Origin of the sequence: Paraburkholderia tropica (genome assembly GCF_014171495.1) — a bacterium.
Classification (GTDB): Bacteria; Pseudomonadota; Gammaproteobacteria; order Burkholderiales; family Burkholderiaceae; genus Paraburkholderia; species Paraburkholderia tropica.
Window position 1 is genome coordinate 375,102 of record NZ_CP049137.1, and the last position, 25,781, is coordinate 400,882.

Consider the following 25,781-nt stretch of genomic DNA (forward strand, 5'->3'; position numbering starts at 1 on the left):
ATTCTATGCCGCGTGGACGATCCGCTTCAACCCGATACGCAAGATGCGCCAGACCGCTGGGCCGCGCGCCGGTTTTCAGGACAGACAATTTCGCGACGATGCGACCATGACGGCCCAGTTTTCGCCGACCTTTCGCCTTCCTTGCCGCCATGAGAATCCCAATGCTCCTGAAGTCGTTGTTCGACCCTGAACCGGCCGCCGTGCCGGTCGCGCCCGCTACGCCGGTCACCACGCCTACTCACGCCACGCCGGCCACTGCGGTCATGTCACCCGAAGCCGGGACGGCCAGCGCGCCCGCGGCGGCCGACGGCACGCTGCCCCGAAACGAAGCGCACGACAAACCGAACGACGATCCCAACGACACCGCAGGCACGCCGCTTCACGCGACCGACCCGCTGCTCGACGGCATCGACGCGCTCGGCGAAATCGTCCTCACGCTCGACGCGCAATTGCGCGCGCAAAACGCCTCGCACACGGCGCTCTGCCAGCGTCTGCACGGCGAGCTTGGCGCGCTGCGCCGCGCACTGCGCTGAAACCCAACCACGCGCCACGCCGTGAAGGCCGCGAGCCGCCAGATCGAGCGATCGGCGGCGAATGACAATGCGGCGCAAACGCTCGATGCCCTCTCGCTCCACGCGAGCGCGCCATTCCGCGCGCACTTCATGATGCACGCGCGCACGGCCGAAGCGCGCGCACCGTTGCTCGCCCGGCATCGCCACGCGTCGCTGCATGGAAACGCATGGCGCACTCGACGGCATCGACTATTTGCTCTCACAGGATTTGCGGCTGCTGATTGAAACCGCGATTGCGCATTGATGTGACACGCAGCATGGAAAAAACAGCGTGCAGCAAGCGCTGATTCCCATCGAAAATCGGATAATTAATTCGCTCGACTGATTACTTTATCCAGTCACGCGCAAGGCGTTAAACCATGTCCAGACTCGCCTGTTGCTCACGCGCATACTGCGCGGGCGGCCGCCCGACATGCCGCGTAAACGCCACGCTAAACGTACTCGCGGAGCTATAGCCCACGCGCTCCGCAATCTCAGCGAGACGGCCCGCGTTACGGCGCAGCAGATCCTTCGCGAGCGCCATGCGCCAGTTGAGCAGATACTCCATCGGCGCAACGCCCACCGCACGGCTGAAGCGCTCGAAGAACGTCGAGCGTGACAGCGCCGCCGCTTTCGCGAGTTCGGCGACAGTCCATGCGTGCGTGGGCTGCTCGTGCATGCCGCGAATCGCGGCGGCCAGGCGCGTGTCGGCGAGCCCGCGCACGAGTCCCGGCGACGCCTGCGTGCCCGCCGCCGAACGCAGCGCCTCGATCAGCAGCACTTCCATCAAGCGCGACAGCACGATCTCGCGCGCGGGCCGCTGCTCGCGCGTCTCCTCGCGCACGAGCCCGACCAGCGTGGCAAGGCGCTGCTCGCCGCGCACATGCACGTAGCGCGGCAGCAACGACACCAACAAGGCCGCGTCGGGCGAAGCGAACGAGCAATGCCCCGCCATCATGCGCGCGTCCACCGGGCGGTCCGGATCGCCGATTCTGTACTCGTTGTCGCCGAGCGCGACCGGATCGCGCGATTCGACGTCCGGCGGCGCATCGAGACTCGTCATCGCGACGCCGTACACCGCCGGAATCAGCACGAAATCGCCCGCATGCAGCATGATCGGCGCGTGTCCGTCGATGGCCATTTCGCAGCCGCCTTCGAGAATCACGCAATAGAACGGCTGCCCTGAATCCGAGCGGCTGATGCGCCACGGACTCGCGCCGTGCACGAGTTTCGAGAAGCGCGCGCCCGGTTGCAACAGCATGACCACCTCAGCCAGCGGATCGATCATCGCCGGACTCCTGCGAAAGATTTTCGGATTTTTGATTGTAGCAAGTACGGCTTGCGCGCTCTATCGTAAGTGCACTCACCAACCACTTGACTGGAGTGCACATGAAAACCGTGCTGATCACCGGCTGTTCCTCGGGCTTCGGCCTCGAAATCGCGCGCGAATTTCTCGCCCGCGACTGGCGCGTCGTCGCCACGATGCGCACGCCGCGCACCGACTTGCTGCCGCCTTCGGACCGCCTGCGCGTGCTGCCGCTCGACGTCACCGATGCGCAGAGTATTCAACGCGCCGTCGAAGCCGCCGGTCCGATCGACGTGCTCGTCAACAACGCGGGGTTCGGCATGGCGTCGCCCGCCGAACTCGCGCCGATCGACGCCGTCCGCGAGATCTTCGAAACCAACACGCTGGGGACGATCGCGCTCACGCAGGCGGTGCTGCCGCAATTCCGGCAACGCAAGGCGGGCGTCGTGGTGAACGTCACGTCGAGCGTGACCATGAAGGTGCTGCCGCTGTTGAGCGCCTACCGCGCGAGCAAGGCGGCGGTGAACGCGTTCAGCGAATCGACGGCGGTGGAAGTGGCGCCCTTCGGCGTGCGCGTGCATCTCGTGCTGCCCGGGCGCTCGCCCGAAACACGTTTCGCCGATAACGCGCGCGGCCATATCTTCGGCTTCGAGCACGAGGCTTACGCCGATCTCGTCAAGCGCGTGTTCGCCGAATTCGCGGATACCGAAGCGCCCGTGACCTATTCGAAGGATGTGGCCGCCGCCGTCTGGCGCGCGGCCACCGATCCCGCCGCGCCGCTGCGCATTCCGGCGGGCGTGGATGCCGAAGCGTGGGCGGCCGAAGCGGCGCGTTAATCCACCACTATTCTCGCGGCACCATCAACGCCAGCAGCAGGCGGCGCAGCTCCATGCATTCGCGCGGCGAGAGCCGCGCCGTGAGCACGCGCTCGACTTCCTCCACGCGCGGGCGCAAGCTCGCCAACTGCTTCTTGCCCGCCGCCGTGAGAAACAGCACGTAGCTGCGCTTGTCGGCGGGGTCGTCGGAACGCTCGATCAGATCGTTGCGCACCATGCGGGCCACGAGGTCCGCGATGGTCGAGCGATCCACGTCCAGCTCGTCGCCGAGTTGCCGTTGATTGAGGCCGGGCGTCTGCTGGAGAATTTCGAGCGCCGCATACTGCACGCTCGTAATCTCCGCCGACACTTCGCTCAGCCACACTGCCGCGTGGCGCTGCTGCGCGCGGCGCACGAGGCTGCCCGTGAATTTGGAAAGCGCGGGATCGTCGGATTGTTTCGGCAATTTCGCTGTCGATGTGTTTAGCGCGTGCGGAAGATCGGGGCGAAAAAGGCGTCGAGCTCCGCGTACGCGTCCAGTGGAAGAACATGGGCGACGTATTGATCCGGACGGACCACGACGAGCGCGCCGCGTGCACGGTCGATGCCGCGCTCGTCGAAGATATCAGTCGCGGCGTCGCTCGTAAATGCCTTCTCGTAGTCGATCAGGCCGTGACGGCCCTTGCGCGGCAACAGCAGGGCCGGCAAATCGTCGACGCGCACTTCGCGATGCGGCTGCTGGAGGACCGCGCGCAGATCGAGCACGCTGTCGATGTCGGCTTGCGCGGCGGTCGCGCGGCGCAGCACCGACTCGGGCGAGTTGACCAGATGCTCGCAGAGCGCGCGCAGCGCGTGGCCGTCGGCGTCGGCGAACGCATAGAGACGCCAGCGGCCGTCGGCGCGCGCGGCGTGGCCGAGATGCACGGGCTTCGCATCGGCGAGCCGCACGACCGGCGATGAATGGAAGCGCGCGCCAATCGGAAAGCCCGTGGCCAGCGCCTGGTGCATGGCCTCGCCCGTGAGCGCGCCCGCGCGGTAACGCGTGGCGACGCCAGCCGTGTAGCGGCCCGCGCGCACGAAATACGCCTGCAATTCCGCGGGATCGACGCCGCCCGCTTCGGGCCGCTGCGGGTCCTTCGGCGGCGCGGCCATCATCGCGGACCACTCCTTGTCGAAGTCGATCAGTTCCTGCGCGACCGGCTGGCGTTCGTCGGAATAGCTGCGCAGCAGGCTCGCGTCGCTGCGGCCTTCGAGCACCGCGCCGAGCTTCCAGCCCAGATTGAAGCCGTCCTGCATCGACACGTTCATGCCCTGCCCCGCCTTCGCGCTATGCGTGTGGCAGGCGTCGCCGGCGATGAACACGCGCGGCTCGCGCGCGCTGCCGTCGGCGGCGATGGCGTCGTCGAAACGCTCGGTCAAACGCTGGCCCACTTCGTACACCGAGAACCACGCGACCTCTTTCACGTCGAGCGTGTAAGGATGCAAAATGCCGCGCGCCGTGTCGATCAGACGCTCGACCGTGGTCTGCTTGATGCTGTCGCGATTCTCCGGCGTGACGTCGCCGAGATCGACATAAAAGCGCACCAGATAACCGCCTTCGCGCGGAATCAGCAACAGATTGCCCTTGCTCGCCGATTGAATCGCGGCCTTCAGGCGGATGTCCGGAAAGTTGGTGACCGCGAGCGCATCCATCACGCCCCACGCGTGATTGGCGGCGTCGCCGCGCAGCGTCTGGCCGATCGACGCCCGCACGCGGCTGCGCGCGCCGTCGCAACCCACCACGTAGCGCGCCCGCACGGTGACGGTTTCGCCTTCACGCGTGGCGTCGGTGCGGCGCAGCGTGACGAGCACCGGATAGTCGGCATCAGCGCCATCTCGCTGCACGTCGACCACTTCGAGGCCGTAGTCCGGCTCGGCACGCTGCGCGGAACGACGCATCACGTCGAGCAGATAATCCTGCACGCGCGCCTGATTGACGATCACATGCGGAAACTCGGACAAACCTGTTTCGGTATCCTGAACACGTCCGGTACGCCGAATCGCGCCGCGATCCTGCGCGTCCGGACGCCAGAACACGGTTTCGTTGACCCAATACGCTTCGCGCAGCAGGCGGTCGCTGAGCCCGAACGCCTCGAACATCTCGACGGTGCGGCAGGCCACGCCGTCCGCCTGTCCCATCTGCAACGGTCCCTCGCGTCGCTCGACGACGCAGGTCTTGATCGACGGAAACTGCGAGAGTTGCGCCGCCAGCACGAGACCCGCCGGGCCGCTACCGGCGATCAGCACGTCGACTTTCTCGGGCAAACCGGCACGCGGCGCGCCGGCGGCTGCGGGTTCGATGGTCGGGTCGCCAACGCGGAATCCGTTGAGATGAAACTGCATGGTGTCTGTCTCCGTGGGTATCGGTATCGTGATGGAGACAAATATACTCCGTACACCAACTATTTAAAAGCACTTCCGGCACGCCTGATGTTTACCCTGGGATGAGGAGATGGCACGCGCCAGCGGTCGAAAAAAACGAGCGGACCCGCCGTGCCGGTCGCGGCAAACGCGATTCGTCTGCCGATTCAGCGGGTCTGTCGCTCAACAATGGTTTTCTAACAAATAATCAGCATACCGAAGTAAATACCTCATCAAACACGCGCCGCGCTACGCCGCCTTGCGCGCATCGGCAATACGCTGCGGCGCTTCCGGACGCGCGTACAGCCTTTCCAGATAATCGCGCAAACGCGGAAAGCCATCGAGCAATTGCACCTCGCCTGCCCAGTCGATCAGATAGGCCGTCACGCAATCGGCCACCGTCAATCGATTGCCGACGATAAACTCGCGCCCGTTCAGATGCTTCTCCAGAACCGACGCCATCGTCTTGAAGTCGTTGCGCGCGAGTTCGATATCGGCGGGCGAGCGCTGGTCCGGCGGATAGAGAAAGCTGTGCCGCGTGATGCGCCAGAGCGGCTGCTCGAGTTCGGTCACCGCAAACATCGTCCAGCGATACACCTGTGCGCGTTCGTCGAGATCGTCCGGCAGCAAACCTTTCTCGGGATATTTATCGGCCAGATACAGCACGATGGCGGCGGACTCGGGAATCACGCGGTCGCCATCGACGAGCACGGGCACCTTGCCCGCCGGATTCAGGCGCAGATAATCGGGCCGTTTATGCTCGCCTTCGAGCAGATTGACCGAAATGAATTCAAAATCGGCGTCGACTTCCTTGAGACCCCATAGCGCACGCTGCGAACGGGTCCCGGCAAATCCATAGAGTTTCATGACGCCCCCGCTCAGCCGGCCGGAATGGGCAGCACCGGCATCACGTCGATGGTCTCGCCCGGAAAGATCGTGAAATGCGGATGGCCTTCGAACATTTTTGCCGCGTCCGCGTGCGAGGCGCTGCGCACCACCGTGAAGCCCGTCAGCCGATTCGTGGTGTCCGTCACGCCGTCCGCGCCGATGGTCCGCGTCTTGCCAAGCGGCCCGCCCATCTCGACGATCGACGCCTTGTGTTGCTCGACCCACGCCTTCCATGCCGCAATGCCTTCATGCTCTTTGGCGCGCCGCTCGTCTTCGGGCATCGCCATCCAGGCTTTCATGCGCGGCGTGTCCTTGCCGCCGAGAAAAACCGCGAGAAACAGTTGATGATCGCTCATGCTTCCTCCAGCTATCGAAAGGAACAACGGGAGACTGCCCGACCGGCCTTGACAATATAGGTTGATATCAACACAATTGCAACATGGCCTACCCGAAAAAACCTCCCTTCGACGCCACGCTCATGGTGCGCGATTGCTGTCTGTGCCTGCACATGCAGCGCGCGGCGCGCAATCTCGCTCGCATTTTCGACGAGGCGCTGCGTCCGCTCGATCTCACCAACGGGCAATTTTCGCTGCTGATGTCGCTGAATCGCCCGCATCCGCCGACGATGAAAGAAGTGTCGTCGCTGCTGGCCATGGATCGCACCACGCTCACGGCCGCGCTCAAGCCGCTCGAACGGCGCGAACTGGTGCGTATCGAACCGGACGAAGACGACAAGCGCAGCCGCCGCCTGAGCCTCACGCCCGCCGGCGACCGCCTGCTCGCGCAAGCCTTTCCGATCTGGCAGCGCACGCACGAGGAAATCGAAGCACCGTTCCCCGCGGGCGAGATCGACCGCTTACGCACCCATTTGCGCGCGCTTTCGTAGACAATGTGGCGATGCAACGTTGCAGGAGTTCATCGCCATGAGGCGTCTTTATTTCGCTGCCGTATTCGCCGCCTGTTTTAACGCGCTCGCTAGCGGCTGTGCGTCCACTTCGACGCCTGATGGCGCACCGTCCGCCTCGCAACAACCGAGGCTCACGGTCGGCACGAGCTATCCGGATACGCAATTGATCCTGCCGTGGTTTCTCAACGACGTGATCAATCTCGTGAATTATCGCTAGCCTGAGAGCCATCGAACAGTCGTTCGGGTGAGGAGATCACCTTCAGGGTTCTGTCGCTGGTCAAAATATTCTCGTAGGCGAGAAGGCATGCGTTATAGCAGTGAAGCTGCGGGCTCGATCCCACAGTTACAGTCAGATCGGGCCCAAGGGACATTGACGTAAGGGGCTATATTCGACCCTGAGCGGTCTCTCACGTTGATCGATAACGGCCATTTGATGTACGTTCTAAGTGGCCGCGCTAGTCAGCAAAAATAGAACGCGATTTCACGAATAACCTTGCCGTCTGCTTCCGAAACCATGCCAGACATGAAGGGGGTCAATTGCACAAGGATCCCCTTCGCGGGGACGTTGGGCCGATTCACCAAGCACACCAGTTCATCGCGGACACTTGAATCCGTCACGTAGGTGCCAATCAACCGCAGCAAGTTCTTGCGTACTTCTTCGACCGTCATTTTCGAAGTGGCAAATGGATGAGCCAATTGGTCATGTTACGCTCGGAAGCCCACAAGACGAATCTGTACGAGATACCGATGACTAGAGCGAATGACTGACAGCGCGTCCAAATTGGCACGATTGGCTGAGGCTTTTTTCGGTGGCCTAGCGAAAGGAGTGATGGTATTTGTGGGCATAGCCATACTGATAGTGGCCGTACTCTCAGGAGGGGGAGCAGATGTCATTGGTGGCACCTTGCCGACTACACGAAAAGAATGGGGCTACGTTCTTCTCATCATTCTGATATCCGTCACAGGCTTAATCACCTTCCTTTGGTTGCGACGCTCCTGGAAGTTCTGATAAGGCTACGGCGAACCTCCCACGTTTCTGACGAGGCCATGAGTGGCCGCTTCTGGCCGAACTGAGTCAGATGATCTAACGTTATCGCGACGCGAAAGAACGCGTGCCGCTACGAAGCGCATAATGCGCCGCCCTCCCCAAAAAAACAGCCGAAAACCCCACGGATCAAAGGCTTGAGCCAACTCGCCGCAATTGTTAATAGAGAACCCTCATGGTTCCCCAACGACGTGATCAATCTCGTGAATTACCGGTAACTGCCAGCATCCCGCTTCAGCGCCGCTCAGACGTTGAACTGTTTGCCCACGTAATCGATGTGCACGAACATCGCCTGCTGTGCCGCGTCGGGATTGCGGTCGCGAATGGCGTGATAAATCGATTCGTGCTGATCGAGACGATTGCGTGCCTGCATCGCCGCGTTGGCGTTATTGACCGTCGCGTCGTAGGTATTGCTCGCAATATGATCGCGCAGCATCGCAATGACGCTCGCGTAAAACTGATCGAGCAGACGATTGTGCGAGGCCGCCGTGAGCGCCGTGTGGAATTCGCCGTCGGTGGCCGCTTCGGCGTCCACGTCGGCATGAGTCACCGCATCGCGCATGCGCTCGAGTATGGTCTCGAAGCGTTCGAGTTCATGCGCGGACGAGCGCAGCGCCGCGAAGCGCGCCGCCGCGCATTCGAATACCAGGCGGAATTCGAGCGTTTCCGAGCGCAACGGCGGCGTATCCGCGATCAATTGCAACCACGGCGCCGCGAGCCCTGTGGGTTTCGCACGCAGCAGATAGACGCCGCTGCCGCGCCGCGTTTCGAGCACGCCCTTGCTCGCGAGCCGGCCGATCGCCTCGCGCACCGTCGCCCGCGAGACGCCATACGACTCCGCGAGCGCGCGCTCGGAAGGCAGGCGCTCATCGGCCTGCCAGCGTCCTTCCTGAATGCCTGTCTCGATGCGCCGGACCGTCTGGGCCAGCGCGCCTGTGTTTTTCGAACGACTTTCCACCTTCGACTCTCTGTTCGCTATGCCTGAATGGCGCGGAAAAATGCCGCGTGACGCCGTGGTCCCCGAATTGGCCTGACCAATTTGCGCCTGTCTCCCGCCCGCCCGATCATGTGCCCACGCCGGTCGCCAACGCTCGCGAGCCACTACGAAGAGCCACGCCCGGCACCCCGACCCCACAATCAGGAGGCACCATGAGCCAGGCTACGCTCGCCATCAAACTGCACGACCTCGACGACGTGCTGATCGCACGCGGCGCACTCGCCGCCGGTACGATTCTCGCCGATTTCGACGATATTGTTTGCGCCGCCGACATTCCCGCCGCCCACAAGGTCGCCTGCCGCGACGTCGCGCAAGGCGCGCCGGTGCGCCGCTACGGCCAGATCATCGGCTTCGCCACGCAGCCGATTCGCGTCGGCGACCACGTGCACGTCCACAATCTTTCGATCGGCGAATTCGACCGCGATTACGCTTTCGGCGAAGACCTCAAAACCGTCGAGCCCGCGAGCGCGCCGCTGACCTTCAACGGCTTTCGCCGCGCCGACGGCCGCGTGGCCACGCGCAACTATATCGGCGTGATCAGCACGGTCAACTGCTCGGCCACCGTCACGAAGCTGGTTTCGCAGCACTTCAGCACGCCGGGCGCGCTCGATGCGTACCCGAACGTCGACGGCATCGTGCCGATCACGCACAGCTTCGGCTGCTGCATCGACCATCATGGCGAAGGCATCGCGCAACTGCGCCGCACGATCGGCGGCTATGTAAAGCACCCGAATTTCGCGGGCGTGGTTATCATCGGTCTCGGTTGCGAGGCGAACCAGATGGGCGCGATGTTTATCGCCGAGGGCGTCGAGCCCGGCCCGCTGCTCGTGCCGCTCGTGATGCAGGAAGAAGGCGGCACGCAAAAGACCGTGGACGCAGCGATCGCCGCCGTGAAAACCATGCTGCCGATCGCGAATCAATCGGTGCGCGAGCCGCTGCCGGTTTCGCACATCAATATCGCGCTGCAATGCGGCGGCTCCGACGGCTATTCGGGCATCACGGCGAACCCGGCGCTGGGCGCGGCCGTCGATCTGCTCGTGCGTCACGGCGGCACCGCGATTCTCTCCGAAACGCCCGAGATTTACGGTGCGGAACATTTGTTGACGCGGCGCGCGATCAGCCAGGAAGTCGGCGAAAAGATCGTCGAGCGTATTCACTGGTGGGAAGCCTACGCGGAACGCGAGAAAGGCAGCATCGACAATAATCCGACGCCTGGCAACAAGGCCGGCGGCCTCACGACGATCCTCGAAAAGTCGCTGGGCGCGGTGGCGAAAAGTGGTTCCTCGCCGCTGATGGGCGTGTATCGCTATGCCGAACCGGTCGACACGCACGGCCTCGTCTTCATGGATGCGCCGGGTTACGACCCGATGGGCGCGACCGGCCAGATCGCCAGCGGCGCGAATCTCGTGGTCTTCACGACGGGACGCGGTTCGTGCTTCGGCGCCAAGCCCGCGCCCTCGATCAAGCTCGCGACCAATTCGCCGATGTATCGCCGCATGGCCGACGACATGGACATCAATTGCGGCGACATCATGGACGGCACCGCAAGCGTCGAGCAAAAGGGCGAGGAGATTTTCCGCATGATCGTCGAGGTGGCGTCGGGCGGCAAGAGCAAGAGCGAAGCGCTCGGCATCGGCAACGAGGAATTCGTGCCGTGGATGATCGGCGCGCAGATGTAACGCCGCGCGCGGCATGCCGCGCCATCGCCTCGCATGACCTTTGAAGAATGAAAACCGGCCGCACGCCCGCATGCGTGCGCGCCAGAATAAGCAGGAGACTCAAGGTGAAAATCAAACAGGCCATCGAACGCTTTCCTGGAGGGATGATGGTCATCCCTCTGCTCTGGGGTAGCGTACTCAATACATTCGCGCCGCGCGTGCTCGGCATCGGCAGTTTCTCGACGCAACTCGCGCATGGCGCGCTGCCGATTCTCGCGGTGTTCTTCGTCTGCATGGGCGCCGAAATTCAGTTTCGCACCGCGCCGCGTGCGCTTCGAAACGGCGCGGCGATCACGATCGCGAAACTCGTCAGCGGTGTGCTGATCGGGCTCGTGGTCAGCAAATTCTTCGGCGCGCAAGGGTTTCTCGGTTTATCCGGCATGGCGATCATCGCGGCCGTCACCAATGCAAACATGGGTCTCTACGCCGCACTGACGCGGCAATTCGGCGATGAAATGGATCGCGGCGCGCTCGCGGTGCAGTCGATCCTCGAAGGCCCGTTCATCACGATGGTCGCGCTCGGGCTGTCCGGCCTCGCGAAGATTCCCGTGCTCGATCTCGTGGCGACGATCCTGCCGATCGTCATCGGCATGGTGCTCGGCAATCTCGACGCCGACATGCGCAAATTCCTCAAGTCGGGCGGCGATCTGCTGATTCCGTTTTTCGCGTTCGGGCTCGGCGCGCAGATCAATCTGCATGCGATTCTCGGCGCGGGTCTGTCCGGCATCGTGCTCGGCCTGATCACGCTCGCGGCGGGCGCCGTGTTCAACGTGCTGGCGTCGCGCCTGATGGGCGGCTCGGGCGTCGGCGGCATGGCGGCCTCGACCACGGCCGGCAACGCGGTTGCGACGCCGACCGCGATCGCCGCCGTCGATCCGCGCCTCGGCGCGCTCGTGTCGGTGGCGACGCCGCAAATCGCGGCCTCGACCATCGTCACGTCGCTGCTCGCGCCGTTGATGACGGCGGCTTACGCACGCTGGCGCGCGAAGCGCACCGCGAGCACCGGGCGCACACACTCGGCTTCGCGCGACGATGCGCATGCAGTGCCGGCTATCGACGTCAACGCCCACGCGGATCGCGTGCATTGATTCAGACCTCGCGCGCGCGACCCGCAAGTTAATGTAAGGTGCGCGCGCATCGAGTGCTGATAAACTCCCGTTCACGCCGGTTCACAGAACGCAATAAAGCGCACAGCCGGCGTTCGATTACCACGCGGGGTTTATATGTACATTCGCATTCTGGCGATTCTTCTGGTCGCCGCCACGACGCTCGGCCTTTCGGCCTGCAATACGATCGCCGGCTTCGGCCAGGACATCACCGACTCGGCGCGCACCGTGCAGCACGCGCTGTAACGCAAAACCGCCCCGCTCCGCACAACGCAAAAAAAAGCCGACCCGAAGGTCGGCACGGAGCGGTTCCGGGGCTTTGTCGTCGGCGCCCGGAACCAGAGAGAAGCGTTGTTATGTGTTACAGGGGGTTCGTTGCAGCGGCGACTGTTCCGCGTTCATGCGGCGAGCGCCTTGCGGATCGCCGCGGACAATTCGGCCGGGGCGAACTTCGTGATGTAGCCGTTCGCGCCCGCGTTGCGCGCGTGCGCTTCGTTTGCCGCGCCCGTGAGCGACGAGTGAATGATCACGGGAATATGCTTGAGCCGATCGTCGGCCTTGATCTTGCGTGTGAGCATGAAGCCGTCCATCTCGGGCATTTCCAGATCGGTAATCACGAGCGACACTTTCTCGCGCACCGGCACCTTTTCCTGCGCAGCTTCCTCCGCGATCTTCAGCAGCATTTGCCACGCCATTTCGCCGTTCGACGCAATCACATGCGGCGCTTCGAGCGCCGTGAGCGCCTGACCGATCAGCGCACGCGCGAAGCCCGAATCGTCGGCGGCGAGAATGCGGCCGCCCGCCGTGCGCAGCGCGTCGCCCACCGCTTCGGGCTTCACGTCTTCGTGCTGCTCCGGGAACACGTCGCGCATCACCTGCTCGACGTCGAGCACCTGCGCGAGACGCGTCTGTCCATTGCCCGCGTCGATGCGCGCGATCCCCGTCACGTAGCCCGACGTGCCGCTCGATTCGGCGCTCAGCACTTCCTTCCATTCGAGGCGGATGATGTCCTCGACCTCCTCCACCGCGAACGCCTGGGTGCCGCGCGAGAATTCGGTGATGAGCAGGATCGCGGGCGGCTTGTCCGACGCCGAACCGATCAGCGAAGCAATGTCGATCACCGGAATGATCTGGCCGCGAATATCGACCGCGCCCACCAGATGCGCGGGCGAACCGGCGATCGGCGTGACTTCCGGCATCGTCACGATTTCGCGGATCTTGAACACGTTGATGCCGTAAAGCCCGCGCCCGGCGCCCGGACGCGCCTCGCCGAGGCGAAACAGCAGGAGTTCTAAGCGGTTGTTGCTGGTGAGCGTGGTGCGTTCGTCGACGCCTGGCTGGATCGTCTTCATGGAATTTGTCTAAGGAATTGCGTCGTTTCTGCGTCGTTTTGGCTGGCGCTCGCCGGGATGTCCTGCGCATCTGTCCCCGCTCTGCACGACCCTCTACCCGGGATATCGGCAGCGCCCGGCGAAGCTTGAACGCGATCGGCCACCCTTTCCTCGCACCCGCCCAAGCTTTCAAAATGCAAACGCCACTCGTTCGAGTGGCGTCTGGATGTCATGCGGCCATCATCACGCCGCGCTCAGGCAGAAATCACGCGATTTTCGCGCGCCCCGCTTCCACGAGACGGCGATAGCGCGCCAGCGCCCAGAGCGGGAAATACGCGGTATAGCCGTGATACTTCAGGTAGTAAATGCGCGGGAAACCCGGTGCGTTATGCGAGCGATGCCACCAGAAACCGTCGCTGTCCTGCACCGAGAGCAGATACGCAATCCCGCGCTGCACCGACTCCGATTCGTAGTCGCCGAATGCCATTTGCGCGAGCAACGCCCACGCCGTGAAATTCGACGCGCTCTCGCCGCCATTGGTGCCCGCGAGTTTCGCGTCGATATAGCTGTCGTTGGTTTCGCCCCAGCCGCCGTCCGCGTGCTGGCGCGCCTTGAGCCAGGCAAGCGCGCGCGCGATATACGGCTGGCGCGGATCTTCGCCCGCGAGCGCGAGTCCCGCCAGCACGCTCCACGTTCCGTAAATATAGTTGGTGCCCCAGCGTCCCCACCAGCTGCCGTCCTCGCGCTGCGTCGTCTTGATGTAGTCGATGCAGCGCGCGAGCGAGGCGCGCTCCTCTTCGCGGCCCGTCACGCCGAAACACAGCAACACGCGGCCCGACACGTCTTCGGTCGGCGGATCGAGCAGCGCGCCGTGATCGGCGAACGGAATCGCGTTCAGATAGAGGCGGTCGCAATCGGCGTCGAAGGCCGCGAAACCGCCGTTGCGCGATTGCAGACCGCGCATCCAGTCGAGCGCGAGCGACACGCGCGCTGCGTACGGATCGCGGCCCGTCCTGCGCGCTTCGGCACGACCGCGACGATGCAGCATGGCCGCCACCACCGCGCTGTCGTCGATATCCGGATAGTACGGATTCTCGTACTGGAACGCCCAGCCGCCCGGCGGCACGTCGGGCTGCACGTTCTCGATCCAGTCGCCCTTGAGGTCGTCGACCTGACGCTCGGCGAGCCAGTCGTAAGCGCGCGCGATCTGCCGGTCGAGTTGCGCGACCGGCGTGGAGGCCGCGCGCGTTTCGCCCATTGATCCCGACGCTTCGACGGCTTCTTCCGCAGGCACCGCGAGCGCCTGCTCCAGCGCCATCGTGCTCCACGCGGTATCCCAGACCGGCGAGAGGCACGGCTGGCAATACACGCTGCCGTCCGGGCGCTCGATCAGCAGTTTTTCGAGCGCGTTTTCGCAGTCGCGGCGCAGCGCGTGGTCCTCGGGATAGCCAAGCACGTCCATCATCTGGTAGCTGTAGACGATCGGCGGAAAGATGCCGCCCATGCCGTCTTCGCCGTTCATGCGCTCGGCGCACCACGCTTCGGCGTGACGGATCGCGCGCTTGCGCAGCGCGCCCGGAATCAGCGGTTCGATATGGCGTATCGTGCGGTCGAGCGCGAGAAACAGCTTGCGCACGCCTTTGCCGGGCGGAAAGTAGTCGCGCTCCTCGTCCGGCGGCGTGACGAACAGTTCGGCGATCGACACCGCGTGCGGATTGCGCGCGCGCGCCTTGAGCGAGCAGAGCACGAGCAGCGGCACCATGGTCGTGCGCGCCCAGTACGCGACCTTGTACATCGAGATCGGCACCCACTTCGGGAACAGCACGAACTCGATCGGCATGAACGGCGTGGCGCGCCACGGCACCTGGCCGAAGGTGGCGAGCAGGATGCGCGTGAAGACGTTCGACTTCGCCGCGCCGCCGAGCTTGAGAATGGCGTCGCGCGCGCGCTTCATGTGCGGCGCGTCGGGCGCGTCGCCGGCGGCTTTCAGCGCGAAATAGGCCTTCACGCTGGCCGAGACGTCGGGCGCGCCGTCGACGTAGAGGTCCCACGCGCCGTGCGTTTCGAGACGCTGGATCGCACGCAGATAGCGCGCCATTTTCTCCTGGCGCACGGTGTCGATCTTGCCCATGAAATGCATCATGAGGATGTATTCGGCCGTGATCGTGGCGTCGGATTCCAGCTCGAAGCACCAGCTTCCGTCGGGCGCCTGGCGGCGCGCGAGCGCGTCGCGTCCGCGCACGATGGCGGCGTCGAGCAGCGCCGCGAATGGCAGGTCGGATTTTTTCATGGCGCGAATAATACCATCCGTACGGAATGTTTTGCGCCGCCGTCGGCAATGGTAAGATCGAACCATGAAGAATCTCAACGTCAACGCACCGGCGCGCGCTGCCGGACGCGCCGAAAGCGCTACGAAGCCGCGCGCCACCCGCAAGACGCCGGCGCCCAAAACTCCCGCACAAAGCGCCGCGAAATCCACGGCGGAATCCGCCCGGAAAGCCACTCCGAAGCCCGCATCGAAGCCCGCATCAAAGCCCGCGACGAAATCCGAGGCCCCGGCTTCCGGCACGCGTCGCAAGAAAGCCCCGGCGCAGGTGCGTGCGCAATTGCTGCAGGCCGCGTCCGATATCGCCACCGATCACGGCGTGCAGGCCGTCACGCTCGAAGCCGTCGCGGAGCGCGCCGGCGTAACCAAGGGCGCGTTGCAATATCACTTCGTCAACAAGCAAGGACTCCTTGACGCCCTGTTCGAGCAGACGCTCGAACGTTTCGAGGACCAGATGGAAACGCGCCTCGCCGCCGACCGCAAGGACGCGCGCGGCGCAGCGTCGCGCGCCTATCTGCACACCACCATCGACGAAACGAGTCCGGCCGCCAGCACCAACGTGCTGCGCGTGCTGGTCGCCGCGATGATGACGGACCCCGAGATTCGCGAGCGCTATTCCACGCCGATGCGCAAGTGGACGCGCCCCGATCCGCTGCCGCTCGATCAGGCCGCGCGTCTCATGATCTGCCGTCTCGCGGCAGACGGCCTGTGGATCTCCGACCTGCTCGGCTATCAGGACATGTCGCCCGAACTGCGCGACGAAGTCGTGCGCCAGATCGAGCGCATGACGCTCCTCAAGCCGTAGGCGCGCGCGCCGTCGAGGCCCGCACCACGAGCCGCGGCGCCGAGGTCACGCACACCGTCGCCTCGCGCGGCGCCTTGCGCTCTTTCGCCGCTCGCCCCGTCTGCGCGATCAGCTCGCGCAGCAGCTTCACCGCCAGCCCCGCCGCTTCCGCCGTCGGCACCGCGACCGTGCTCAGCGCGGGCCGCGATTCGCTCGCCAGCTGAATGTCGGTGATGCCGACCACCGACAACTGACGCGGCACGTCGAAGCCCAGATCGGCGGCGGCCTGCATCGCGCCCAGCGCGGGCAGATCGTTGGTCGTGAACAGCGCGGTGAGATCGGGGTGGCGGCCGAGCAGTTCGCGCGCCGCCGCGTAGCCGCACTGCGTGGTATCGGGCGTGAAGATGGTCGGCGCGGCCGCGCCGTCGAGCCCCGCCGCGCGCATCGCATCGAGAAAACCTTCGTAGCGCGCCGCATGAATGCCCGTCGCCTTGCTGCCGACGATCGCGCCCACGCGCCGATGTCCCAGCTCGATCAGATGACGCGCCGCGAGTTCGCCCGCGAGCCGGAAATCCACGGCCACGCACGGCAGGCCCGGCGGTTCGAGCGGACGTTCCCACATGCACAGCACGACCGGCGCGCCACGCGATTCGGTGCGGCGCAGATCGTCGAAATCGAGGTTCGCATTGGTCACGAGCACGCCTTCGGACAGCGTGCCGGCAATCTGCTCCAGATACGCGCGGCCCGTCACCGGATCGCCGTCGGTATTGCAGATGATGAGGAATTGCCCGGTATTGCGCAGCGCGTTTTCGACTGCGAGCGCGAACTCCGGATAAAACGGATTGGCGATACTCGGCACCATCAGCGCCATCGTGGGCGCGCGGCCCTCCGCGAGCGCACGCGCGGGCAGATGCGGACGGTAGCCGAGCGCCGCGATCGCCGCCAGCACGCGTTCGCGCGTGGCCTCGCCCACGCGACCGCGTCCGCGCAGCACGTTGGACACGGTCGCGGGCGTGACGCCGGCATGGCGCGCGACTTCGGCAAGAGTGGGCGTGGGCATGAAAGCTCAATATATGGGAATGCGTTTCAACATTTGCCTGATCGCATGCGGCGACGGCACCATAGACCTCGCATTCAAAACGAATCCGGAGACAAGCAACCTGCGATCGCGCCCACGATCGATTTTTTTCGGTTGCCTGATTAAGCGCTTAATCTCCGCTTCGTGCCGATTAAAACATGGAGACGGGACGCATGGCGAGCATTTCCTTGAGAGGCGTGCAGAAGGCCTACGGCGACAACGCGCCGGTGATCCGCGATGTCGATCTGGAGATCGGCAAAAACGAATTCTGCGTGTTTCTTGGACCTTCGGGCTGCGGTAAATCCACCTTGCTGCGCATGATCGCGGGACTCGAAGACGTCACCGACGGCGACGTGTCGATCGGCGGCAAACTCGTGAACGACGTGCCCGCCGCGCAGCGCGGCGTGGCGATGGTGTTCCAGAGCTACGCCCTCTTTCCGCACATGACGGTCTACGAGAACATGGCCTTCGGCCTGAAGCTCGCGAAAACCCCGAAAGCCGATATCGACCGCAAGGTGCGCGAAGCCGCGCGTATTCTGCAGCTCGAAGCGCTGCTCGAACGCCATCCGAAAGCGCTCTCGGGCGGCCAGCGCCAGCGCGTGGCCATCGGCCGCGCGATCGTGCGCGAACCGGGCGTGTTTCTCTTCGACGAACCGCTGTCGAATCTCGACGCCACCTTGCGCGGCCAGACCCGCATCGAAATCGCGCGCCTGCACAAGCAGTTCGCCGAAGCGAGCGTGGTCTACGTCACGCACGACCAGATCGAGGCGATGACGCTCGCCGACAAGATCGTGCTGCTGCACAGCGGTCAGGATACCGAACGATATGGCAGCATCGCCCAGGTGGGCGCGCCGCTCGATCTGTATCACCGGCCCGCGAGCCGTTTCGTGGCGGGCTTCATCGGTTCGCCGCGCATGAATTTTCTGGCCGCGACGGTGACCGCCATCGACACGAACGGCGTGAGCGTCACGCTCGACGGCAGCGGCGAAACGCTCACGCTGCCGCGCCAGGGCGGCACGCTCGCGGTGGGCGCGCCGGTCACGCTCGGCGTGCGGCCCGAGCATCTCGAACCCGTGCACGAAGCCGCCGCGCCGCAAGCCGGCACGCTCGCGCTCACGCGCAAGGTCACGCTCGTGGAAGCGCTCGGCGAGCACAGCTACGTGCATCTGGACCAGCCCGGCGGCGCGGTGCTGATCGCCAAGGCGCCCGGCGACGCGCGTCTCGGTTCCGGCGACACCGCGCATTTCCGCGCGAGCGCCGCGCTCTGCCATCTGTTCGCGGAAGACGGTTTCGCCGTCGCGCCGCTCGACACCGTCGAGACTCACGCCTGAATCCACGCGCACGCGTTCGATCGATCAGGAATCCGTATCGATTCGGAACGCGCGCACGAACCCAACGAAAAGAGGACACCGCAATGCGTCTTGGAGTTTGCTACTACCCGAGCACTGGCAGGAAGCGATGTGGAAGGACGACGCCGCGCGCATGAAGGCGCTCGGCATCGAGCAGGTGCGCATCGCCGAATTCGCATGGAGCCGCATGGAACCGTCGCCCGGCGAATACGACTGGGGCTGGCTCGACCGCGCCGTCGACACGCTCGGCAACGCGGGCCTGAAAGTGGTCATGTGCACGCCCACGGCCACGCCGCCGAAGTGGCTGATCGACCGCCATCCGGAGATTCTGCCCGTGGGCGCGGACGGCCGCGTGCGCGCGTTCGGCTCGCGTCGTCACTATGATTTTTCGTCGCCCGAGTATTACGAGGCGTCGAAGCGCATCTGCGAAGCGGTCGCGCAACGCTACGGCCAGCATCCCGCCGTCGCTTACTGGCAGACCGATAACGAATATGGCTGCCACAACACCGTCGTCAGCTATTCGCCGGCAGCCGTGAAGCGTTTTCGCGAGTGGCTCAAGGCGCGCTACGGCAGCATCGGCGCGCTCAATACGGCGTGGGGCGCGGTGTTCTGGAGCATGGAGTACCGCAGTTTCGACGAGATCGACGCGCCCATCGGCACCGTCACGGAAGCGCATCCTTCGCATCGGCTCGACTATCGCCGCTTTGCGTCCGACGAGGTGCAGCGCTACAACCGCATGCAGGTGGACATCATCCGCGCGCATTCGCCGGGCCGTCCCATCGCGCACAACTTCATGCAGCTGTTCACGGAGTTCGATCACTACAAGGTGGCCGCCGATCTCGACGTGGCATCGTGGGACAGCTATCCGCTCGGCGCGCTCGAGGAGCAGTGGTATGCGCCGGACGTGAAGGCGCGTTATCTGCGCACGGGCCATCCCGACTTCGCGTCGTTCAATCACGATGTGTATCGCGGCATGTCGAAGCTGCCGTTCTGGGTGATGGAGCAGCAGCCCGGCCCCGTCAACTGGGCGCAGTGGAATCCCGCGCCGCTGCCGGGCATGGTGCGCCTGTGGAGCTGGGAAGCGTTCGCGCACGGCGCGGGCTGCGTGTCGTATTTCCGCTGGCGTCAGGCGCCGTTCGCGCAGGAGCAGATGCATGCCGGGCTGAACACGCCCGACAACCGGCTCGATATCGGCGGCAGCGAAGCCGCGCGCGTGGCCGAGGAAATCCGCACCGTGCTCGCCGACGCGCAAGCCGATGCGAACGCGCAAGTAAAAACGCCCGTCGCGCTGGTGTTCGATTACGAAGCGAAGTGGCTGTTCGAAGTGCATCCGCAAGGCGCGGACTTCCACTATCCGCGCTTTGCCGTGGAGTATTACTCGGCGCTGCGCTCGCTCGGTTTCGACGTCGACATCGTGTCCGCGCATGCGCCGCTCGACGGCTACAAGCTCGTGGTCGTGCCGCCGCTGCCCGTGCTGCCCGACGACTTCGCGCAGCGTCTCGCGCAGTCGGGCGCGCAGGTGATCGTCGGTCCGCGTACCGGCTCGAAGACCGTCGATCTGCAGATTCCCGCGAATCTGCCGCCGGGCCCGCTCGCGTCGCTCCTGCCGGTGCGCGTGTGGCGCGTGGAATCGCTGCGTCCCAATGTGACCGAACCGGTCGCGTTCGGCGCGCAAACGGGTCACGCCCGCCACTGGCGCGATCTGGTCGAATTGAGCGAATCGAGCGATGCAGCGCAGGACGGCGCGAGCGAAGTCCGCGCGCGTTTCGCCGACGGCCATCCCGCTTACGTGAAGCACGGCGCGGTGCACTATCTCGCGAGTCTGTTCGACGACGACGCCACCCAGGCGCTGTTCGCGCGGATCGCCAGCGAAGCGGGACTCGCCCCCACGCCGCTCGGCGACGCCGTGCGCGTGAGCCGTCGCGGCGGCCTCACGTGGGTCTTCAACTACGGCCCCGGCACGCACACGATCGACGCGGCGATCCCCGATAGCGACTTCGTGATCGGCACGCGCGCGATCGAGCCGCAGGGCGTCTCGGCGTATCGCTCGGCAGCAGCATAAAACGCAGGGCATTCAGCACTTTTCGACACTTTTCGACACAAACGGCAGCACTGACAACGACGTAAAACCAAGGAGACAGGCCATGACCATGCAACCCCGCACCCTGCTCGTCGCCGTCGCGCTCGCGACCGCCGCGTTCACGGGCGCGCTCGCGACCCCGGCACAAGCCGGCACGCTCGAAGTGAACATCGCGTTCAAGGGCGCGAGCCAGCGCGCCGTGTGGACTCAGGTGATCGACGAGTTCAAGAAGACGCACCCCGGCACGGACGTGAAGGTGTCGTTCGTCGACGAGGAAGCGTACAAGGTGCAGTTGCCGAACTGGCTCACGACCGCGCCGCCCGACATCGTGAACTGGCACAACGGCGAGCGCATGGCGTTCTACGCGAAGCGCGGCCTGTTCGAAGACCTGAGCGGCGACTGGCAGAAGAACGGCTGGGACACGATGTATGCGTCGACGAAGGAATCGTCCACGTACAACGGCAAGCAGTACGCCGCGCCCACGGTCTATTACTCGTGGGGCATGTTCTATCGTAAGGACCTGTTCCAGAAGGTCGGCATCGCGAACGAGCCGAAAACCTGGAACGAGTTTCTCGACGACTGCAAGAAGCTCAAAGCCGCCGGCATCACGCCGATCGCCGTGGGCGGACGCGACGCGTGGACACTCGCGGGCTGGTTCGATTATCTCGACCTGCGCCTGAACGGCAACAAGTTCCACCAGCAGCTCATGGCGGGCGAAGTGCCGTACACCGACCCGCGCGTGAAGAAGGTCTACACAACGTGGAAGCAACTGCTCGACGCCGGCTATTTCATCGACAACTCGCTGTCCTACGACCTCGACGCCGCGCAGCCGTTCCTGTTCCAGGGCAAGGCCGCGATGATGCTGATGGGCACCTTCATCACGGGCGGTTTCAGCCCCACGGTGAAGCAGCAGATGGGCTACTTCCAGTTCCCGATCATCGACTCGAATGTGCCGACGGCCGAGGACGGTCCGGTCGAATCGCTGCATATTCCGGCGAAAGCGAAGAACAAGGCCGACGCGCACGCGTTCCTCGCCTTCGCCGAAACGCCTGAAGTGGGCGCGCAGCTCGCGAAGGGTCTGGGCTCGCTGTCGGCCAACAGCAAGTCGCCGGAACCGGAAGACGCGATCTCGAAGATCGGCTTCCAGATTCTCGCGAACACGAAGGGCGGCATCGCGCAGTTCTACGATCGCGACATGACCAAGGAAATGGCCGACGAAGGCATGAAGGGCATGCAGCAATTCATGGCCGATCCGACGAAGATCGATTCGATCCTCGCGCAGCTCGAAGACGCGCGCAAGCGTATCTACAAGAAGTAAGCCGATGGCGGCGGCGCGCGCGATGCCCACGCGATGGCTGCATGCCGCGCGCCGCCTCATGATTCGCACTGGAGGTTTGTGGTGGTTCGCCCCGTGACTTCAACGATCCGTGCCTCGCACGACACGCCCAACGCGTCCGGCCCTTCGGGTGCGTCGAGTTCCGGCAACGGCCACTCGAACGCGCCGCGCACCGCGCCCGCCGCCGGTCGACCGAACCGGCGCATTTCGCCCACCGCGCGCCGCCAGCGCCGCGCCGCGTGCCTCTTTCTCGCGCCCGCCTGCATCATGGTCGCGATCTACGTGGTCTGGCCGATTCTCTCGACCATCCGCCTCTCGTTCTACAACTGGGACGGCATGAGCGACGCGAGTTTCGTCGGCCTCGCCAATTACGTCGAACTCTTTCACGCGCCCACCTTCTACACCGCGCTGAAGAACAACGTCATCTGGCTCGCGCTCTTTCTGCTCGCGCCGCCGATGGGGCTCGCCATTGCGCTCTATCTGAACCAGGCGGTGCCGGGCATCCGCATCGTCAAGTCGCTGTTCTTCGCGCCCTTCGTGCTCTCGGGCGTGGTGGTCGGGCTCGTGTATTCGTGGTTCTACGATCCCACCTTCGGCCTGCTCGCGCTGCTGCTCGGCCACGGCATTCCGGTGCTGGGCGACCCGCACTACGCCACGCCCGGCATCATCTTCGCGGCGCTCTGGCCGCAGACGGCGTACTGCATGATCCTCTACCTGACCGGTCTCACGACGCTCAACAGCGAGCAGATCGAAGCCGCGCGCATGGAAGGCGCGAAGGGCTGGTCGCTGCTGTGGCACGTGATCCTGCCGCAACTGCGCCCGACGACCTTCATGGCCGTGGTGGTGACGATCATCGGCGCGCTGCGCAGCTTCGACCTGATCTCCGTGATGACGGGCGGCGGCCCGTTCGAAAGCTCCACGGTGCTCGCGTACTACATGTACGACCAGGCCATCAAGTATTACCGGCTCGGCTATTCCGCCGCGATCGCCGTCGTGCTGTTCGCGATCATGCTGCTCTACATCGTCTATCACCTGCGCCGTCTGCTGAAGAACGAGCACTGATCGAGCCAAACCGAGGACACGCTCATGTTTCCGATTCCCGTCGACAAATGGAAGCCCGCGCCGCGCCGGCTCTACAAGCTCTCGCTGCCGATCGCGCTCGTGATCTGGCTGCTGCCGATGCTCGCCGTGCTGATGACGTCCGTGCGCTCCACCGACGAACTCAACGAAGGCAATTACTGGGGCTGGCCGCGCCACTTCGCGATGTTCGACAACTATCGCGAAGCGCTCACCGCCTCGCCGATGCTCCATTACTTCTGGAACAGCGTGCTGATCACCGTGCCTTCGGTGGTCTGCGCGATCGCGCTCGCGGCGATGGCCGGTTTCGCGCTCGCGATCTATCGCTTTCCGGGCAATTCAGCGTTGTTCGCGACCTTCGTCGCGGGCAATTTCGTGCCAATCCAGGTGCTGATGATTCCGGTGCGCGACCTCACGCTCAAGCTCGGCCTCTATAACAGCGTGGGCGGCCTGATTCTGTTTCACCTGTCGTTTCAGACCGGCTTTTGCGCGCTGTTCCTGCGCAATTTCATCAAGCAGTTGCCGTTCGAACTGGTGGAAGCGGCGCGCATCGAAGGCGCGAACGAATGGACCGTGTTCTTCCGCATCATCCTGCCGCTGATCCGCCCGGCGCTCGCGGCGCTCGGCATTCTGGTGTTCACGTTCGTGTGGAACGACTACTTCTGGGCGCTGTGTCTCACGCAAGGCGACGACGCCGCGCCGATCACCGTGGGCGTGGCCGCGCTCAAGGGTCAATGGACGACGGCGTGGAATCTGGTGTCGGCGGGCTCGATCCTCGCGGCGCTGCCTTCGGTGGCGATGTTCTTCGCGATGCAGAAGCACTTCGTCGCGGGGCTGACGTTCGGGGCGACGAAGGGGTGAATGCGGGGTGAGTGTGGAGGGGAGCGGGCGGCGCGCGTACACAGCGCCGCCTGGTCGTGCCTAAACGGACAACACCAGTTCGGTGTATTTCGACAGATGCGCGTCGGCGGTCATGAGCCGCAGCGGTTCGGTCAGCGCCTGCGCAACCAGCATGCGGTCGAATGGATCGCGATGAATGTCGGGCAGGCTGCGCACGCGGGCCGCATGCAGCGCGCGCACCGGCAACTCCCGGAAACCGCTTGCCTCGATCTGCTCGACGAGCTGTTCGATATCCACGTCGAGCTTTCCGAGGCTGGATTTAATCGACGCTTCCCAGATGCTCGCGCTGCTGACGTAGACCTCATCGGCGTCGAGGATCAGCTTGCGCGCCGCCTTGCCCAGCTTCCGGTCGTCCATCAGCGCCCACAGATAGACATGCGTATCGAGCAGCAAACGCATTAGCGGCCCTCGAAATCGGCGATGACGTGGTCGGGCAGCGGGGCGTCGAAGTCGTCCGCAATCCGGATCTCGCCCTTCATGCCGCCGAACCGGCGTCTGGCCTTCAGCGGCTCGATGGGCACGAGCCGCGCGGCGGGCTTGCCGGCCTTGGCAATCACGATCTCCTCGCCGTTCGCGGCGGCGTCGACGAGCCGCGAGAAATGCGTTTTCGCTTCGTGAATGTTGACCGTGGACATGGCGGCGCTCGTCTGAAATCCGTGGAAGTTAGTCCATCTTAGTCCACTCCTGGCCGCCAAACAACCTGGCCGAATGGGTAACCTTACCGGCCCCCATTTACCGCACTCCCTAACCGCGCTCCGGACTTTACGGACTTGACAGCGCCGAAAGCCTACAAAAACAGCAGCTTAGCGCGCGCCGGCGAGATGCTCGTCGCGCGCCCACGCGCAAAACCGCGAAGCCCGGTGCGCCGCCGTGTAAACTGCTGCCTTTTTTGCCTGTTGTGGTATGGTCCCTCCCCCGCAAGGCCCGGCTAAGCGCACGTCGCTAAGCGGTCCGGCCCTCGTTCGCATTCTGGCGCGCTTCGGTGAAACCGAGGTGCTCGCGTCGGAGCAGCCGCTCGCGGACCGGCTGAGCCAATGGCTCGGCTGGACCGACGCGATCGCGCTCTCGACGGTGCTGTCCGCGCCTGCCGCGAGCATGGCGGCGGCAGCGGGCGCGCGCACGAATGGCGCCGACGAGGCGCAACGCGGTCTCGAACTGCGTTCCGCGCTCTCGAAGGCGATTGCCTGCGACGCCCTGCTCGCGCCCGCCAAACGCGCGCTGCGCGGCGCGGCGCTCGCGCAGGCGCGCGCACAGGTGCCGGAAACGCCCGAGATGGCCGCCGATTTCGCGCTCTATCGCCAGTGCTACCTCGCGCTGCAGCAGAAGATGGAGAGCGACATCGGCGACCTGCGCACGCGTCTGCGCAGCCGCCTCGCCGTGCAATCGGCGCCGATGGCGAAGCTCGCGACGCTCGACGCCGCCATGGAGCGCTCGCTCGCTGCGCGTGAACGCAGCCTGCTCGGTACGGTGCCGGGCCTGCTGGGCGCGCATTTCGAGCGTCTGCGCAAGGCCGCGAAAGCAGCGCAGGCTGAGTTAGAGGCGCAAGCCGACGCCACAAAGCAGGCGGAAGCACCGACCCAAGCGCCAACCGCAGCACCCGCAGCCACGCCAGCCGCCGACACCCCGGCAGGCGCCGCCGCCCAATCGCCCGCCGACCGTGGCGCGCCCGGCCCGCAGGCCTGGCTCGACACGTTCCGCAAGGATATGCAGAGCGTATTGCTCGCCGAACTGGATGTTCGGTTTCAACCGGTCGAAGGGCTCATCGCCGCCCTTCGCGCCCGCTAGCC

The 25,781-nt window shown here is 64.7% G+C and carries 26 protein-coding genes and 1 pseudogene; 15 read left to right on the top strand and 12 right to left on the bottom strand.

Features of this window, described 5'->3' with window-relative positions; translation table 11 throughout:
- The first annotated feature begins 161 nt into the window (after window positions 1-161).
- Window positions 162-533, top strand: coding sequence for a hypothetical protein (locus tag G5S35_RS32265; protein WP_065059004.1), 372 nt, complete (start codon window positions 162-164; stop codon window positions 531-533).
- Window positions 534-554: 21 nt separating this feature from the next.
- Window positions 555-797 carry a hypothetical protein gene (locus G5S35_RS32270; RefSeq protein ID WP_124262740.1) on the top strand — a complete coding sequence of 81 codons (243 nt, stop codon included), beginning with the start codon at window positions 555-557 and terminating at the stop codon, window positions 795-797.
- A 127-nt stretch (window positions 798-924) separates the two neighbouring features.
- Here G5S35_RS32270 and G5S35_RS32275 read toward each other — a convergent pair whose 3' ends face one another.
- Window positions 925-1,839, bottom strand: coding sequence for an AraC family transcriptional regulator (locus G5S35_RS32275; RefSeq protein ID WP_183040499.1), 915 nt, complete (start codon window positions 1,837-1,839; stop codon window positions 925-927).
- Window positions 1,840-1,940: 101 nt separating this feature from the next.
- Here G5S35_RS32275 and G5S35_RS32280 point away from each other — a divergent pair, with 101 nt between their 5' ends.
- Window positions 1,941-2,693, top strand: coding sequence for an SDR family oxidoreductase (locus G5S35_RS32280; protein WP_183040500.1), 753 nt, complete (start codon window positions 1,941-1,943; stop codon window positions 2,691-2,693).
- Window positions 2,694-2,700: 7 nt separating this feature from the next.
- Here the strand turns inward: G5S35_RS32280 and G5S35_RS32285 are convergent, their stop codons facing one another.
- The 4 genes from G5S35_RS32285 to G5S35_RS32300 form a co-directional block, all read right to left on the bottom strand.
- Window positions 2,701-3,138: a MarR family winged helix-turn-helix transcriptional regulator gene (locus G5S35_RS32285; protein WP_183040501.1), complete on the bottom strand. Its 438-nt coding sequence runs from the start codon at window positions 3,136-3,138 to the stop codon at window positions 2,701-2,703.
- 17 nt (window positions 3,139-3,155) lie between these two features.
- Complete coding sequence (locus tag G5S35_RS32290) at window positions 3,156-5,054, bottom strand: FAD-binding monooxygenase (RefSeq protein ID WP_183040502.1); 1,899 nt, start codon at window positions 5,052-5,054, stop codon at window positions 3,156-3,158.
- A 267-nt stretch (window positions 5,055-5,321) separates the two neighbouring features.
- Window positions 5,322-5,939 (bottom strand): glutathione S-transferase family protein, encoded by a 618-nt coding sequence (locus G5S35_RS32295; protein ID WP_183040503.1) that lies wholly within the window; start codon window positions 5,937-5,939, stop codon window positions 5,322-5,324.
- Between the two features lie 11 nt (window positions 5,940-5,950).
- Window positions 5,951-6,316: a hypothetical protein gene (locus G5S35_RS32300; protein WP_110326410.1), complete on the bottom strand. Its 366-nt coding sequence runs from the start codon at window positions 6,314-6,316 to the stop codon at window positions 5,951-5,953.
- A gap of 83 nt (window positions 6,317-6,399) precedes the next feature.
- Here G5S35_RS32300 and G5S35_RS32305 point away from each other — a divergent pair, with 83 nt between their 5' ends.
- The gene (locus tag G5S35_RS32305; protein ID WP_183040504.1) at window positions 6,400-6,846 is read left to right on the top strand and encodes a MarR family winged helix-turn-helix transcriptional regulator; all 447 of its coding nucleotides are present in this window, start codon (window positions 6,400-6,402) and stop codon (window positions 6,844-6,846) included.
- A 37-nt stretch (window positions 6,847-6,883) separates the two neighbouring features.
- Window positions 6,884-7,084 (top strand): hypothetical protein, encoded by a 201-nt coding sequence (locus G5S35_RS32310; protein ID WP_110326612.1) that lies wholly within the window; start codon window positions 6,884-6,886, stop codon window positions 7,082-7,084.
- Window positions 7,085-7,326: 242 nt separating this feature from the next.
- Here G5S35_RS32310 and G5S35_RS32315 read toward each other — a convergent pair whose 3' ends face one another.
- Both G5S35_RS32315 and G5S35_RS32320 read right to left on the bottom strand, forming a co-directional pair.
- Window positions 7,327-7,536 (bottom strand): hypothetical protein, encoded by a 210-nt coding sequence (locus G5S35_RS32315; RefSeq protein ID WP_183040505.1) that lies wholly within the window; start codon window positions 7,534-7,536, stop codon window positions 7,327-7,329.
- Between the two features lie 620 nt (window positions 7,537-8,156).
- On the bottom strand, window positions 8,157-8,870 hold the full coding sequence (locus G5S35_RS32320; protein ID WP_065058995.1) for a FadR/GntR family transcriptional regulator: 714 nt from the start codon (window positions 8,868-8,870) through the stop codon (window positions 8,157-8,159).
- Window positions 8,871-9,061: 191 nt separating this feature from the next.
- Between G5S35_RS32320 and G5S35_RS32325 the strand changes: the two genes are divergently transcribed.
- From G5S35_RS32325 to G5S35_RS40100, 3 genes are all read left to right on the top strand, one after another.
- Complete coding sequence (locus G5S35_RS32325; protein ID WP_074986495.1) at window positions 9,062-10,588, top strand: UxaA family hydrolase; 1,527 nt, start codon at window positions 9,062-9,064, stop codon at window positions 10,586-10,588.
- Between the two features lie 104 nt (window positions 10,589-10,692).
- Window positions 10,693-11,715, top strand: coding sequence for a 2-keto-3-deoxygluconate permease (locus G5S35_RS32330; protein ID WP_237181927.1), 1,023 nt, complete (start codon window positions 10,693-10,695; stop codon window positions 11,713-11,715).
- A gap of 135 nt (window positions 11,716-11,850) precedes the next feature.
- Complete coding sequence (locus G5S35_RS40100) at window positions 11,851-11,979, top strand: hypothetical protein (RefSeq protein ID WP_258365468.1); 129 nt, start codon at window positions 11,851-11,853, stop codon at window positions 11,977-11,979.
- Between the two features lie 152 nt (window positions 11,980-12,131).
- Here G5S35_RS40100 and G5S35_RS32335 read toward each other — a convergent pair whose 3' ends face one another.
- Together G5S35_RS32335 and shc are read right to left on the bottom strand one after the other, a co-directional pair.
- Window positions 12,132-13,085, bottom strand: a complete 954-nt coding sequence (locus tag G5S35_RS32335; RefSeq protein WP_065058993.1) for a chemotaxis protein CheV — start codon at window positions 13,083-13,085, stop codon at window positions 12,132-12,134.
- Between the two features lie 244 nt (window positions 13,086-13,329).
- Entirely contained in the window at window positions 13,330-15,354 is a 2,025-nt protein-coding gene (gene shc, locus G5S35_RS32340; RefSeq protein ID WP_237181928.1) for a squalene--hopene cyclase, read from the bottom strand.
- A gap of 64 nt (window positions 15,355-15,418) precedes the next feature.
- Between shc and G5S35_RS32345 the strand changes: the two genes are divergently transcribed.
- Window positions 15,419-16,195: a TetR/AcrR family transcriptional regulator gene (locus G5S35_RS32345; protein ID WP_183040506.1), complete on the top strand. Its 777-nt coding sequence runs from the start codon at window positions 15,419-15,421 to the stop codon at window positions 16,193-16,195.
- Here G5S35_RS32345 and G5S35_RS32350 read toward each other — a convergent pair.
- Entirely contained in the window at window positions 16,185-17,234 is a 1,050-nt protein-coding gene (locus G5S35_RS32350; protein ID WP_183040507.1) for a LacI family DNA-binding transcriptional regulator, read from the bottom strand. The two genes, G5S35_RS32345 and G5S35_RS32350, sit on opposite strands and share 11 nt — an antisense overlap.
- Window positions 17,235-17,425: 191 nt before the next feature.
- Here G5S35_RS32350 and G5S35_RS32355 point away from each other — a divergent pair, with 191 nt between their 5' ends.
- From G5S35_RS32355 to G5S35_RS32375, 5 genes and pseudogenes are all read left to right on the top strand, one after another.
- Complete coding sequence (locus G5S35_RS32355; protein ID WP_183040508.1) at window positions 17,426-18,583, top strand: ABC transporter ATP-binding protein; 1,158 nt, start codon at window positions 17,426-17,428, stop codon at window positions 18,581-18,583.
- A gap of 83 nt (window positions 18,584-18,666) precedes the next feature.
- Window positions 18,667-20,663 (top strand): annotated as a pseudogene (locus G5S35_RS32360) (beta-galactosidase).
- Between the two features lie 82 nt (window positions 20,664-20,745).
- Window positions 20,746-21,999 (top strand): ABC transporter substrate-binding protein, encoded by a 1,254-nt coding sequence (locus G5S35_RS32365; protein WP_110326434.1) that lies wholly within the window; start codon window positions 20,746-20,748, stop codon window positions 21,997-21,999.
- Between the two features lie 93 nt (window positions 22,000-22,092).
- Complete coding sequence (locus G5S35_RS32370) at window positions 22,093-23,079, top strand: carbohydrate ABC transporter permease (RefSeq protein ID WP_231957420.1); 987 nt, start codon at window positions 22,093-22,095, stop codon at window positions 23,077-23,079.
- 24 nt (window positions 23,080-23,103) lie between these two features.
- Window positions 23,104-23,955, top strand: coding sequence for a carbohydrate ABC transporter permease (locus tag G5S35_RS32375; RefSeq protein WP_065057895.1), 852 nt, complete (start codon window positions 23,104-23,106; stop codon window positions 23,953-23,955).
- Window positions 23,956-24,015: 60 nt separating this feature from the next.
- Here the strand turns inward: G5S35_RS32375 and G5S35_RS32380 are convergent, their stop codons facing one another.
- Both G5S35_RS32380 and G5S35_RS32385 read right to left on the bottom strand, forming a co-directional pair.
- Entirely contained in the window at window positions 24,016-24,393 is a 378-nt protein-coding gene (locus tag G5S35_RS32380; protein WP_110326438.1) for a type II toxin-antitoxin system VapC family toxin, read from the bottom strand.
- Entirely contained in the window at window positions 24,393-24,629 is a 237-nt protein-coding gene (locus tag G5S35_RS32385; protein ID WP_065057893.1) for a type II toxin-antitoxin system Phd/YefM family antitoxin, read from the bottom strand. The genes G5S35_RS32380 and G5S35_RS32385 overlap by 1 nt, the downstream gene beginning before the upstream one ends.
- Before the next feature lie 268 nt (window positions 24,630-24,897).
- Between G5S35_RS32385 and G5S35_RS32390 the strand changes: the two genes are divergently transcribed.
- Window positions 24,898-25,779, top strand: a complete 882-nt coding sequence (locus G5S35_RS32390) for a DUF3348 domain-containing protein (protein ID WP_183040509.1) — start codon at window positions 24,898-24,900, stop codon at window positions 25,777-25,779.
- Window positions 25,780-25,781 lie beyond the last annotated feature (2 nt).